Source organism: Pseudomonas sp. 18058 (assembly GCF_902706155.1).
Lineage (GTDB): Bacteria > Pseudomonadota > Gammaproteobacteria > Pseudomonadales > Pseudomonadaceae > Aquipseudomonas > Aquipseudomonas rustica.
In genome coordinates this window covers 32,892-45,805 of the sequence record NZ_CACSJY010000007.1, presented here as the reverse complement: position 1 = coordinate 45,805, position 12,914 = coordinate 32,892, and the positions used below count along the sequence as shown (strand labels likewise).

General features: G+C 60.5%; 10 protein-coding genes. 1 reads left to right on the top strand and 9 read right to left on the bottom strand.

Annotated elements, in window-relative coordinates:
* Positions 1-76 precede the first annotated feature (76 nt).
* Positions 77-754, top strand: coding sequence for a DUF3313 domain-containing protein (locus GVL50_RS05640; protein ID WP_053120645.1), 678 nt, complete (start codon positions 77-79; stop codon positions 752-754).
* Positions 755-881: 127 nt separating this feature from the next.
* On the opposite strand, the gene GVL50_RS05635 is transcribed toward GVL50_RS05640, so the two are convergent.
* From GVL50_RS05635 to GVL50_RS05595, 9 genes are all read right to left on the bottom strand, one after another.
* Positions 882-3,386, bottom strand: a complete 2,505-nt coding sequence (locus tag GVL50_RS05635) for a fused MFS/spermidine synthase (RefSeq protein WP_159812055.1) — start codon at positions 3,384-3,386, stop codon at positions 882-884.
* A 328-nt stretch (positions 3,387-3,714) separates the two neighbouring features.
* Positions 3,715-5,295 (bottom strand): arylsulfatase, encoded by a 1,581-nt coding sequence (locus GVL50_RS05630; RefSeq protein WP_053120641.1) that lies wholly within the window; start codon positions 5,293-5,295, stop codon positions 3,715-3,717.
* Between the two features lie 45 nt (positions 5,296-5,340).
* Positions 5,341-6,390 carry an HAD family phosphatase gene (locus GVL50_RS05625; RefSeq protein ID WP_159812054.1) on the bottom strand — a complete coding sequence of 350 codons (1,050 nt, stop codon included), beginning with the start codon at positions 6,388-6,390 and terminating at the stop codon, positions 5,341-5,343.
* Positions 6,387-7,811, bottom strand: coding sequence for a BatD family protein (locus GVL50_RS05620; protein ID WP_159812053.1), 1,425 nt, complete (start codon positions 7,809-7,811; stop codon positions 6,387-6,389). Before GVL50_RS05620 ends, GVL50_RS05625 begins: the two co-directional genes overlap by 4 nt.
* On the bottom strand, positions 7,808-9,388 hold the full coding sequence (locus tag GVL50_RS05615; RefSeq protein WP_159812052.1) for a VWA domain-containing protein: 1,581 nt from the start codon (positions 9,386-9,388) through the stop codon (positions 7,808-7,810). Before GVL50_RS05615 ends, GVL50_RS05620 begins: the two co-directional genes overlap by 4 nt.
* A gap of 1 nt (position 9,389) precedes the next feature.
* Positions 9,390-10,382: a VWA domain-containing protein gene (locus tag GVL50_RS05610; RefSeq protein WP_159812051.1), complete on the bottom strand. Its 993-nt coding sequence runs from the start codon at positions 10,380-10,382 to the stop codon at positions 9,390-9,392.
* Positions 10,369-10,968: a DUF4381 domain-containing protein gene (locus GVL50_RS05605; protein ID WP_159812050.1), complete on the bottom strand. Its 600-nt coding sequence runs from the start codon at positions 10,966-10,968 to the stop codon at positions 10,369-10,371. The genes GVL50_RS05610 and GVL50_RS05605 overlap by 14 nt, the downstream gene beginning before the upstream one ends.
* Positions 10,965-11,912: a DUF58 domain-containing protein gene (locus tag GVL50_RS05600; RefSeq protein ID WP_159812049.1), complete on the bottom strand. Its 948-nt coding sequence runs from the start codon at positions 11,910-11,912 to the stop codon at positions 10,965-10,967. The genes GVL50_RS05605 and GVL50_RS05600 overlap by 4 nt, the downstream gene beginning before the upstream one ends.
* A complete protein-coding gene (locus GVL50_RS05595) occupies positions 11,912-12,892 on the bottom strand; it encodes a MoxR family ATPase (protein ID WP_159812048.1) in 981 nt (326 codons plus the stop codon). The genes GVL50_RS05600 and GVL50_RS05595 overlap by 1 nt, the downstream gene beginning before the upstream one ends.
* Between the last annotated feature and the right edge of the window lie 22 nt (positions 12,893-12,914).

The window sequence follows — 12,914 nt, the reverse complement described above, 5'->3', positions numbered from 1 at the left end:
CGCAAAAGTTGAGGTTTTAGCTATACCTGTAACTCCCCTTATGCAAATCTTTCGGCTTTCTGACAGGAGTTACAGCATGAAGCTAGCAGTAATGATGGGCACGCTGTGCATCGCCACCCTTGGCGTGGTGGGTTGCTCGAGCAAAACCGTCGCTCCAGATGAGTACTCCGGGTTTCTCAAGGATTACAGTCAGCTCAAGGAAGCCAAGTCACCGTCGGGTGCCGAGGTGATGCGCTGGATGGACCCGAAACTCGACATCAATAAATTCACCAGCGTTTACGTCGAGCCAAGCCAGCTCTATCCGAAGCCGCAACCGACCGCAAAAATCTCTCAGCAAACCCTCAATGGCATCACCAGCTATTACGATCAGGCGCTCAAGCGTGAACTGGGCAAATCGCTACCACTGGCCACCGGGCCTGGGCCGGGTGTGATCGTACTGCGTCCGGCGATCACCGCCGTCAGCAGCAAAACCGAAGGGCTGCACGCGTATGAAGTGATCCCGATTGCTTTGGTAGCCGCGGCGGTCAGCACGGCCACCGGCATCCGTGATCAGGAAACCACCCTGGCCACTGAAGCGGTGTTCATGGACGGCGCCAGCAATAAGGTCGTGGCGCAAGTTGTGCGCAAAGGCACCGGCAAACCGCTGGAAAATGATTCCCAGGCGCTGAAAGCCGAGGACGTTAAAGCCGTGATCGATGGCTGGGCGTCTGATATGCACCAGACCTATCTGAAACTGAAATCCGAATCCAAGTAATGCATCGGGGCTGATGGCCCCTTTTTTGTAGGAGCAGAGCTTGCTCGCGAAGGCGTCCTGTCAGTCAGTAATTAATGACCTGATAGACCGCTTTCGCGAGCAAGCTTTGCTCCTACAGTCGGCAGCATTACTGCCCGGTAAACCAGCGGTAATACGGATTCGCGCCATCCCACTGCATCACCTCGCGCATGTCCCGCCCCCACGCATCCCGATCGCCGTCATACGCATGCAGGCTCGCACGATAGAACTGCATCAGCCGTTGACGATGGGTTTCCATGCGCTCAGTGAAAGCGGCATCGGCATTCACCAGCGTCGGCGCCTGATACAGATCCAGCAGCGCCGGCAACACGCGAGTGATTTCCTTGCTGCGCACCCATGGCGCGTACTCAATGCGCGGCTGATCATCGGTCACCGCCGGTGCATCGGCGGCAAAGCGCTCAAGGCCGGCGCGATCGGTCACCCACGTCGCCAGCAACGCCGCCGCTGAACCAATGCCGACATCCTGCAAGGTGCTGCGCACACTGTCCTGCTGGAAACGTTCGGTGATTTTCGCGGCGTCCAGTTCCATCGGCTCCATCGAACCCACCAATAACATCTCGTGGAATTCGCTGGTCCACAACGAGGCATACGGGAACACATCGAGGAAACTGCGCACCAGTGAGCGCGAGTCATCGATGTTTTGCGTCGGCAGCGGCAGCCATTGCGCGACGATGCCGTTTTTCTGCAGACGACTCGCGGCCAATTGGTAGAAGTCGCGCGAGTACAGATTGACCACGCCGGCCGCGGAGGGCGGTGGCGGCTCCAGTGTGACCAGGTCGTAGGTCTGCGCACTGCGCAGCAATTCCTGACGACCATCACGCAGACGCACTTCCACACCCGGATCACTGGCAGCATTGAAGTTGCCCTTGAACAACGGCGCCGCTTTCACCACCGACGGCAGCAACTCGGCGACCACGCGATGCTCCAGCCCCGGATAGCGCAACATGGCGCCCGCAGTGATGCCGGTGCCGAAACCGATCACGAGGGTCGAGCGCGGTTCGCCGTTGTGGATCAACAGCGGTAGCAGCGCCTGAATGCGCATGTAGCGCAGCGACGGCATGGCATCGCCGGTGTTCGAGACGCCCTGAATGTACAGACGATGGAAATTGTTCTCGCCGCGACCTTGGGCGACCACCGCGACCGTGCCGCCACGACCTTCTTCGTAAAACGCCAACGTACCGTTGCGTGCGCCGGGCAGCAGGCCGGCGATTTTGTCGACCGGCGTCAGCACCGCCAATGCGACCGAGACCAGGCTCAGTGCGACCACTGCCTGACGCTGGCCTTTCTTCACACCATGGCCCTTGCGCACGGCGAAGTAGCCGATGCCCGCCGCGATGATCGCCAGCAGGCCCAGCGTGCGCACCAGCCCCAGCAGCGGAATGAGCAGGAAGCCGCAGAGCATCACCCCGACAATCCCGCCCAAGGTATTGAACGCCACCACTGCGCCGACATCGCGACCGACGCGCTCATGGCCGACACTCAAACGCAGCGCCAAGGGAAACGCCGCCCCCAGCAGCAATGTCGGCACAAACACAATGCTCAACGCCGCGACGGCAAAGCGAGCACTCATGCCAACCAACTCACTGGCGCCCAGACTCAGCAACCACATCTCGGTCTGGGTCTGGGCGTAAATCAGCCAACGACCGAGCAGGGCGATTTCCAGCAGTGCGATCAATCCTGCACCGGCGATCAGTAAGCCGAACACGCCCCACGGATCACGAATGCGATCAACGCGACGGGCAAGCAGGGCGCTGCCGATAAACAGGCCGGTCAGGTACGTCGCCAAAACCACGGCAAACGCATAGGTGCGGGTGCTCATAAACTGCACGATCGATTGCGACCAGACCACTTCATAACCCAGCGCCACACCGCCGGCGATGGAGTACAGCCACAGCGCCGTGCGATCCGCAGCTTTTTCCGGATGGTGATGGATCGGCGTGACAATCGGTGCCGGATGCTGACGGGCGAACCACAAGGCGCCAGCCGCCGCCAACAGATTGAGCATCGCTGCGGCCAGCGAGCTGCCCCGTACACCGAGGGTGGCGATCAAAAAGAACGCGGCGAGCAGGGTGCCGACAATCGCGCCCAAGGTGTTCGCTGCGTACAACTGACCGCCAGCCTTGCCCGGATCAGCCGCGAGCGAACGCACCAGCACCGGCAGCGTGCCGCCCATCAACACCGCCGGAATGCCCACGAGGGCGAACGGCAGCAACCACGCGAACACACCGACGTGATCCTGCAGCCAGGCGAACGGACTGGCCGCCATGCTCATGGCCACGGTCGCGCCAACGCCCAATATCGCCACCAGTACTTCCAGCCCGGCATACAGCAGCACCGGTTGCTGCAAGCGATCCGCCCAGCGTCCGAACAGCCAGCCACCGATGGCCAGACCGGCGAAGAATGCGCTGATGCCCGTGGTGATCGCATACACCTCGACGCCGACCACCAGCGACAGTTGCTTGATCCACAGCACCTGATAGACCAGTGCTGCGGCACCGGAGATGCACAGCAGCAGGGCGGGGATCAGCAGTGAAGGGGAGGCGGTGTGCGAGGCGGGTATGGCCGACGGCTTGCTGGCGATACGTGAGGACATGCGGATTGCCTTATTTCAATTCGATAAAAACGGCGACTGTGCTGATCGTTCCCACGCTCTGCGTGGGAATGCCTCACTGGACGCTCGGCGTCCGCTTTGGCATGGGACGCAGAGCATCCCGGGATGCGCTACCACGCAGAGCGTGGGAACGATCAATACAAATGATCGGGCCTGCTCCCTGTAGGAGCTGCCAAAGGCTGCGATCTTTTGATCTTTATGTTTATCAATGGAAATCAAAAGATCGCAGCCTTCAGCAGCTCCTGCAAGGGGGATATCCGACTAAAAACAAGTCCGCCCGCCGGTAAGGGCGGGCGGCAGTCTTGCGGTCTTACTGTGCAGCTTTCATTTTTTCAGCGATTTTCGCATCTACCGCAGCACGGATCTGGTCAACACTGAAGCTGGCCGGTTTCTGGCTTGGTGGATACTCGATGAAGGTCTGCAGGAACGCAGCGGACTTCATCACCGCCATTTCGGTCAGATAAACGTTTTTGGTCGTCCAGTCGTAGTACTGGTCGGAAACGATATCGGCACGTTCATACGGATCCATGCGCAGGTTGAAGATTTTCGGTACGCGCAGGCACACGAACGGTTCGCTCCAGACTTTGAAACCACCCGGTGCACGCTGTTCGCAGAACACGGCTTTCCAGTTGCCGAAACGCATCGACACCAGCACGCCATCGTCGTTGAAGTAGTAGAACTCCTTACGCTCGCTCTTCGGGGTCTGGCCGGTCAGGTACGGCAGTTGGTTGAAACCGTCCAGGTGCACTTTGAAGCTGGTGCCGCCGGAAGTCGGCGCCCAGCCTTTGAGCAGCTTGTTGGCGACATCGGTATCACCTGCGGCGGCGAGCAGTGTCGGGAACCAGTCAAGACCCGAGAACAGCTCGTTGGAGACTTCACCCGGTTTGATCTTGCCCGGCCAGCGGATCATCGCAGGCACGCGGTACGCGCCTTCCCAGTTGGAGTTTTTCTCGTTGCGGAACGGCGTGGTCGCCGCGTCCGGCCAGGAGAACTGGTTAGGGCCGTTGTCGGTGGTGTAGACGACGATGGTGTTGTCGGTGATTTTCAGATCATCGAGGGTTTTCAGCAGTTTACCGACGTCACCGTCGTGCTCGATCATGCCGTCCGCATATTCGTTGCCGGGCATGCCGCTCTGGCCCTTCATCGAATCACGCACGTGTGTGAACAAGTGCATGCGCGTAGTGTTCATCCAGACGAAGAACGGTTTGTCCGCTTTGGCCTGTTTCTCGATGAACGCTTGCGCCGCCGCGGTGGTTTCGTCGTCGATGGTTTCCATGCGCTTGGTGGTCAGCGCGCCGGTGTCTTCGATCTTGCCGTCGGCGAAGCTGTGGATCACACCACGAGGGGAAACAGCCTTGACGAAATCGGCATCTTCTTTTGGCCAGTACGGACGTTCGGGTTCTTCTTCAGCATTGAGGTGATACAGGTTGCCGAAGAACTCGTCGAAACCGTGGTTGGTCGGCAGGTATTCATCCTTGTCGCCCAAGTGGTTCTTGCCGAATTGACCGGTCGCATAACCCTGAGATTTGAGTGCCTGAGCAATGGTGATGTCACGCTTTTGCAGGCCTACCGGAGCGCCGGGGATGCCGACTTTCGACAGACCGGTACGCAGTGGCGTCTGACCGGTGATGAACGAGGATCGACCCGCAGTGCAGCTGTTCTCCGCGTAGTAATCGGTGAACATCATGCCTTCTTTGGCAATCCGGTCGATGTTCGGCGTTTTGTAACCGACAACACCCATTGAATAGGCACTGATGTTGGTCTGGCCGATGTCGTCGCCGAAGATCACCAGGATGTTGGGTTTTTCAGCCGCTGTGGCGGTTGCCGACAGCGCCATCACCGAGGTCGCAACCAAGGCGAATTTCGGTAGCCACTTGCGTATGCGAGTCATCTGACTTGCTCCTTTTCGCGGGGGGTCATTTATTGCTGATAACGTTTATTGCAGTCCTGCAGCACGCTTTTTATATTGCACCTGCTCGTTTACCGGCGGATCGAACGGGTAGATCCGGCGCCATTCGGTCGCCATGTCCACCACGGTCCAGCCGCGGGAATTTGCTTCATCGAGAGCTTTGTCGAGCTTGCCGATGTCTGATTTGCGGTCGTAGGCCCACTCGCGCTTGGCGTCGGTGTGGTGCACCAAACCCATGAAACGTTTGCCGGTACCGGCGGCCGTCCACTGCAGCATTTGCAGGTCGCCGTCGGAGTTGCCGAAGGCGAGAATCGGCCGCTTGCCGATCACCGCATCAATGCTTTCCGGTTTGCCCGGGCCGTCGTCGTTGTGCGCCAGTTTTGGCGTGCGCACGATCGAGGCCTTGCCATCCTTGTATTCGAAAGAAGTGACAAATGTGGTGCCGATCACCTGTTCCGGTGGAATGCCGTAAACCTTCTCTGCGAAGGCGCGCATGAAACCGGTGTCGCCGCCGGAGACGATGTAGGTCTTGAAGTCCTGGCTGCGCAGGTAGTCGAGCATTTCCAGCATCGGCTGGAAGATCATCTCGCTGTACGGCTTGCCGGTTTTCGGATGACGGGCCTGGCTCAGCCAGTTTTTCGCGTAATCATCAAACGCTTCGGTGGTCATGCCGCTGTGGGTGGCGCCGACGATTTTCAGCAGGCCTTCCATGCCTGACGCCGCGAGGGCCTTGTGGTCGTTTTCGATCACCGCTTTGAATGGCTGCGTGGTTTTCCATTCCGGGTGCTGATCGGCGGTGCGCTTGACCTCGTCGAAAGCGAACAGCAATTCGAAGTACGCCGGTTGCTCGCTCCACAGCGTGCCATCGTTATCGAACACGGCGATGCGGTCGGCGGGTTTGACGAAGTCCTTGCTCGTCTGATCGGTCACGGTCTGCACGAATTCGATGATGCTTTTCTTCGCCGGGCCGTCGTTCCACGAAGGCAGCGGCTCGTTGGCCTGGGCCAGCAGCGGCAGGGCCAGACCGAACAACAGAGCCAGGCCAAAACGTTGGCGGTGCAGCAACGGGTGCGTCATGGGAAATCCTTCTCGTGTACAGGGTTGAGCGGGCGCAGCGCCGAGGCCGGTTTCGCGTGCTGCTGTTCGGCCTGACTGTGAAGCGTAGTCAAGGATTGGCGCAGTTGGACAAGTGTCTGCTCGGTGGCCGGTTCGCGACCGTAAAGCCCACGCAACAGGCCTTGCAGACGCGGGCCGGCATCGACGAGCTTCAGGCCCAGTCGACTGCGGCGCAGCCACAGATACAGCGCACTGAGTTGCGCTGGTTTGGCTTCAAGTTGCGGATTGATTTGTTGCCACGCGTAATCGGCTGACTGCAACCACGCTGCGTGCCGCGCTTGTTTGCGCGCTTGCAGGGTGCGGTAGCCGCGAGTCAGGGCCGGGCGGCTCAGGTAGCCGAGGCCGATAATCGCGATGAGCGCCACGAGCCAGATCAGCCATTGTGTGGAGAACCGCAGGCGATTCTGGCCGAGTTGCTTGAGGTCTTCGGCGATGGAAAACACAGGTTTGTAGGCGCTGTTGGCGGCGGCAGCGAACGTCACTGCCGGCACTTGCGCGGTGCGCGTTTGATTGCTGCTCGCGTCCCACCATTTCACTTCGATGGCCGGCAGTGTGTGCGAACCGGCGCGGTCGATGCGATAGGTGACGCAGTCGATGCGCTGGCCGCCGAGAATGTCGCCACGGCCGTCATCGAGGCTGGTGACTTGCGGGGTTTTCGCATAGCGGCTGAGGCCGTCGATATCGCCCAGTGCCGGGATCGGCAGGGACATGGCCAGTGCGCCATCGGCCTTCAAGGTGAGTTGCCGGGTAATGCTGTCGCCGACTTTGAGCGGTGTGGCCGAGTTGATCACGTTCTGGCTGAAGGTCAGTCCGGTGGCAACCAGTGGCGTTTCCCCGGGGTTGAAACCGGGCGGCCGGGCGGCGCTGAACTGCAGCGGTTCGCTGTGTGCGCTGATTTCGCTTTCAGCCTGGCCGGGGGTGGCGCTGACGGTGAGGGCCGGGATATCGAACGATCGCGCGACGTTCGGTGTGATCAGGTAGGTGTAGCGCAAACCGTTGAAGGATTGGCCGTCGATGGTCTGGTTCAGGTGCTGGGCCTGACCGTCCGGGGGCATGACCAGAGCGCCGTCGAGTTTGAGATCGGGCAGGGTGGCGGCGCTGGTGAACCAGGTGTCGGTGAGGACGTCGACTTGCAGCTCGATCAGGCCACCGACCATGGCGCCTTCGGCGGGTTGCAGATGGGCCTGGACTTTGAGTTGTGGGGCAGCTGCGAAGGCATTGAGGCTCAGCAGGCCTGTCATGAACAAAATGCGGAGTTTTGAAGTGATTGCTCTGGCCCCATCGCGAGCAGGCTCACTCCTACAGGGGATCTTTGCCGTACACAAAATCAATGTAGGAGTGAGCCTGCTCGCGATGGCCGCAACTCGGTTTCGGAGATTCATGGCTTAACCCCCGCCTGATCCTGCAAGCTGAATTTCTGCTTGAGAAACTTCGCCGGCGATGTCGTCAGGTTCTGCAACCACAGCGCATCCGATGCGGCTTGCTCCGACTCGACCTTCTTGCTCTGACCCTTGCCCTTCGCCTTGTCGAATTTCACTTCATCCGGTTTGGTCTCCGGAGCATTTTTCTCGGCACTTTCGGTGTCTTTGAGCAACGCCTGCGCCAACGCCAGATTGGCCGTGGCCTCCGGGAATTGCGGCTGCAGTTTCAAGGCTTGGGTATACGCGGCGATCGCCTCATCAAACTTGAAACGGCGCACGTAAATATTGCCCAGATAGAAGTACGCCTGTGGCGTGTCCAGCCGCGCGAAAGTCGCCAGCGCCAAGTCATAGTCAGACGCGTGATACGCCGCGACACCTTTCCAGTACGGATCGACAAACAGCGCCGCTGCCTGAGGCAGGTGTCCGTGCTCAAAGGCCCAGCGACCTTGCTGATCGCGAGTGAAAAAGGCGTCGGTCAGTGCATTCGCTTGCGCCGGAGCGGGCATGCCACCCAGCCCCACGGCCAGCAGCAACGCGGCCATCCAGTTCACGCTCCAGCCTTTGCGCACGCCGAAAAATGCCAGCAACAGCAACGGCCAGCACAGCCAATAACCGGCGTCTTTCCAGTGCAATTCACGCTGTTCGGCGCTGGCGCTTTGGAAGTGCTGTTGCGCGTGCAGTTCGATCCAGTCCAGATCATCGTCATTCAGGGTCAGGCTGCCGAGGGGCGCGTCGACAGCAGAAGCCAATTGTTTGATTGCCGCTTGATCAAAACTGCCCAGTTCCGGGCGCCCGTTGGCATCGGTGCGCGGCTGCCCGCTGGCGTCGTGGATCATGCCGCCGTCCTCGCTGCCCACCGCCAGCACTAACACTTGCAACTGACTGCCGCTCAACTGCTTGTCGAGGCCATCAAGTTGCGCGGTCTCGGCGCCATCGGTGATCAGCAGCAGGCTGCCCGGCGTCTTTTCTGCGCTGAGCAAGCGTTTCGCCTGCTCAACCACAGCGGCGACGTTTTTCCCCGGTTTGTCGATCAACCCGGTGCCCAACGCCTGAATAAATGAGTCGAGCAGGGCGGGATCGTCGGTCGGCGGCAACACCAGGTGCGCGCTGCCGGCGTAGGCGATCAGTGCCGTACGGGCACCGGCGCGACGCTGAATCAGGTCATGCAGTTTGTGCTTGGCCGCTTCCAGTCGCGTCGGTTGCACATCGCTGGCGTCCATCGACGGTGACAGATCGACAGCGACGATCAGCGGCGCACGGTTTTCGAGAAAGTCCGGGCGATCCTGCTCCCAGGTCGGCCCGGCCGCCGCGATGGCGCCGAGAATCAACAGCGCACAGAGCAGATGCACCGGGCGCAGGCGTTGGTTGTCTTGTGGCGTGATCAACAGGTGCGGCAGCAAATGCTCGGCGATGTTGCCGCGCAGTCGTCGCTGCAGATCACGGCTGCGGCGCCAGATCAACGGCAACAACGCGCCGAACAGCGCGAGCAGGAGCCAGAACGGGCGCAGGAAATGGAAGTCGCTGAGGTTGATGTCCATCTCAGACCTCCTGCCGCTGACGGGCGAATGACAGCCGAGGCCACAGCAGCGCGCCGAGGTGATACAGGCCGAGCAACAACATCGCCGCCCCCAGCGGCCAATAGAACAACTCGCGTTGCGGCTGATGACTGAGGGTTTTCACCTGATGCGGCGTGAGACGGTCGAGGGTGTTGTAAACCTGATCGAGCGCGGAGCGGTCTTCAGCGCGGAAGAACTGGCCGCCGGTGGTTTTCGCGATCTGCTCCAGACCCGGCAGATTGACTTTGGCCTCGCCCGAAGCACTCGGGTCGCCGATGCCGATGGTGTGGATGATCACGCCTTTGTTGGCGGCCATTTCGGCGGCGTGATCGGGAGTGATCGCGCTGCTGGTGTCGTTGCCATCGGTGAGCAGAATCAGCACTTTTTCCTGCTCATGGGCTTTATCCAACAGCTTCAGGCTGAGGCCGATGGCATCGCCGATCGCGGTGTTCGGCCCGGCCATGCCGATGCCGGTGTCGGCCAGTAACAGCGACAGACTCGCATGATCGAGGGTCAGCGGTGCCTGCGGATAAGCGCCGCTGCCGAAGACGATCAGGCCGAGGCGGTCGTCCTTGCGCTTGTCGATAAAGCCTTGCACCACTTCTTTGACGGCGGCGAGGCGATTGATTTTTTCGCCGTTGGCGTTGGTGAAGTCTTCGGTTTCCATCGACTGCGAGATGTCGATGGCGAGCATCAGGTCGCGCACCGGTTGCTGGCGTTCGATGGGTTTTTCAACGAACACCGGACGTGCCACGGCGAGCAAAATCAGCGCCCAGACCAACAGGTTCAAGAGTAATTGCCAGACGTTGCGGCGGGTGCCGGCATGGGTGGGCGCTTCGCCGACAGCGCGGCTCATCGCCGCAAAAAACGGTACGCGCACGGCGCTGCGCGCTTCGTTGTAGGCCGGCAGATAGCGGTAAGCCAGCCAGGGCAGCGGCAGCAGAAGCAAAAACCATGGGTAATCAAGCTGCCACATGATGATGCTCCAGCCAGTCCTGACATGTGTCGAACAACGCCTGACGCTGCGGCGCGGGGAGGGCGCGCAGGGTGTCGTCGGGGGCGTAGGCGAGTTGCGCGAGTTGTGCGCTGAAATCCGCCGGGAGCGGCTTCTTGCTGTGCGCTTGCAAGAAGCGCTGCCAATCCTCCCTCCCCAACGCCGCAACCCCCTGTAGGAGTGAGCCTGCTCGCGAAGAGGCCCTCTCATGCACCTTAGATGTCGACTGAACGGACGCCTTCGCGAGCAGGCTCGCTCCCACAGGGGTTGTATTCCAATGTCGCGATTGAGTGGGCATGGAGAGCGCCACTCGCTTGAGCAGCTCGGGCAATTCGCGCAACGCATTGAGGTCGTCACTGCGGCTACGCAGTTGCGCCAGTCGCGCCAAGCCTTCACGGCGGTATTCATCGCGGCGCCATTGCAGGTAACGGCGCACGCCAATCACGATTGCCAATACGATCAGCAGCCCAAGCAACACCCACCAACCCCACGTTTGCGGCGCATAACTGACCGGCGCGGGCGGGGCCAACTCTTTGAGTTGATCGATGCTCGGGATATTCGGATTCATCGCCGTGCCCCGGCGCTTTTGCCCAGTTCGGCACGCAGTTGCGCGTGGGCTTCTTCGGCGGTGCTGAACATCATCAGCGGCACCTGACTGCGGCGCAGCAGGGTGGCGACGTCCTTCAAGCGACCACCGAGAAAATCCCCCAGCGGTTGATGCACATTGCGTTTTTCGATGGCCAGTTCGACCTGCAACTGGCCTTGGGTAATCAGCAGGCGGCCATTGTTCGGCAGCTTCAATGCCAGCGGATCGTAGACTTGCAGGGCGATCACGTCGTTGTGCGCCGACAGTTGACGCATCAGTTGCAACGTACGTTCGCCGGCCCCGGCGAAGTCGCTGACGATACAGATCAAATGGTCGTGACCGGCCAGCGCCAGGCAACGCTGCAAGACTTTGTCGAGCTGGTCTTCACCTTCGGCATCCGGGTTAGCCGCGTCAAGCGCCTGATTCTGTTCGGCGATGCGGCTGAGCAGCGCTTCAACGCGTTTACGGCTGCGCAACGGCGCGATGCTGTCGATACGTTGATCGTTGAACACCAGCCCACCAACCCGGTCGCCGGCGTTGAACACCATCCACGCGGCCAATGCGCCGAGTTCGGCGGCGAGGGCGGATTTGAAGCTGCGTTGCGAACCGAAAAACATCGACATGCGCTGATCAACCACGATCAACGCCGGACGATCACGCTCTTCAGTAAAAGTGCGCACCACCGGTTTGCCGGTGCGCAGCGAAGCACGCCAGTCGAGGTGACGCAGGTCGTCGCCCGGCTGGTAACGGCGTAGTTCATCGAAGTTCAAGCCACGACCACGCAGGCGCGAGGCATGGTTGCCGGCAAGGATGCTGCCTTGCGGCTGACGAGCGAGAAAACTCAGGTCACGGGCCTTGAACTCCAGCGCCATCAACTGCGCGAGAGAAACATAGACCAGGCCGTCGCTGCTCTTCGTATTTGACATCAGGCCGGAATCGCTACTTTATCGAGAATCCGATCGAGCACTTGATCGGCATTGACGCCGTCAGCCACCGCGTCATAGCTCAATTGCAAACGATGACGCAGCACCGGGTGCACCACCGCGCGCACATTGTCCGGCGAAACAAAATCCTGCCCCTGCAGCCACGCATCGGCACGGGCGCAACGATCCAGACCAATGCCGCCACGCGGGCTGGCACCAATCGAAATCCAGCGCGCGAGGTCTTCGTCGTAGTCGGCGGGGTGGCGGGTGGCGTTGATGATGTCGATCAGATAACTGTCGATGGCCGGTGACACATGCACCGCGCTGACTTCCTTGCGTGCCGCGAAAATCACCTCCTGCGACAGGCTGAAACCCTTGCTCGGCGCGGTGTTGGCGCCTTGTGCGAATTCTTCGGCGCGCAGCAGGCGCAGCACCTGGCTTTCGTTGTCGGCGCTCGGATAATCGAGCAGCACTTTCATCAGAAAACGATCCATCTGCGCTTCCGGCAGCGGATAAGTGCCTTCCTGTTCGATCGGGTTTTGCGTGGCGACCACGATGAACAAATCCGGCAACGGATGGCTGGTGCCGGCCACGGTGATCTGGCGTTCTTCCATCGCTTCCAGCAGCGCCGCCTGAACTTTGGCCGGGGCACGGTTGATTTCGTCAGCAAGAATCAGGTTGCCGAACAGCGGGCCGGGTTGGAAACGGATCTCGTTTTTGCCTTCAACCTGATGCAGCACTTCGGCACCGGTGATGTCCGACGGCAGCAAATCCGGGGTGAACTGGATGCGGCTCATTTTCGCGTCGAGGTGTTTGGCCAGCGCCTTGACCGTACGCGTCTTGGCCAGCCCCGGCAGACTTTCCAACAGTAAATGGCCGTTGGCCAACAGGCCCAGCAGGATCTGCCGAATCACTTGATCCTGACCGAGCACCGATTCGGCGATGCTGGCTTGCAGGGCATTGAGGTCGGTAAGTGCAGTCATGGGGCAGTCCTTTGTGTCCGGG

Coding starts and splice junctions, on each gene's coding strand:
- GVL50_RS05640 (WP_053120645.1), top strand. CDS start 77: ATGAAGCTAGCAGTAATGATGGGCACGCTGTGCATCGCCACCCTTGGC.
- GVL50_RS05635 (WP_159812055.1), bottom strand. CDS start 3,386: ATGTCCTCACGTATCGCCAGCAAGCCGTCGGCCATACCCGCCTCGCAC.
- GVL50_RS05630 (WP_053120641.1), bottom strand. CDS start 5,295: ATGACTCGCATACGCAAGTGGCTACCGAAATTCGCCTTGGTTGCGACC.
- GVL50_RS05625 (WP_159812054.1), bottom strand. CDS start 6,390: ATGACGCACCCGTTGCTGCACCGCCAACGTTTTGGCCTGGCTCTGTTG.
- GVL50_RS05620 (WP_159812053.1), bottom strand. CDS start 7,811: ATGAATCTCCGAAACCGAGTTGCGGCCATCGCGAGCAGGCTCACTCCT.
- GVL50_RS05615 (WP_159812052.1), bottom strand. CDS start 9,388: ATGGACATCAACCTCAGCGACTTCCATTTCCTGCGCCCGTTCTGGCTC.
- GVL50_RS05610 (WP_159812051.1), bottom strand. CDS start 10,382: ATGTGGCAGCTTGATTACCCATGGTTTTTGCTTCTGCTGCCGCTGCCC.
- GVL50_RS05605 (WP_159812050.1), bottom strand. CDS start 10,968: ATGAATCCGAATATCCCGAGCATCGATCAACTCAAAGAGTTGGCCCCG.
- GVL50_RS05600 (WP_159812049.1), bottom strand. CDS start 11,912: ATGTCAAATACGAAGAGCAGCGACGGCCTGGTCTATGTTTCTCTCGCG.
- GVL50_RS05595 (WP_159812048.1), bottom strand. CDS start 12,892: ATGACTGCACTTACCGACCTCAATGCCCTGCAAGCCAGCATCGCCGAA.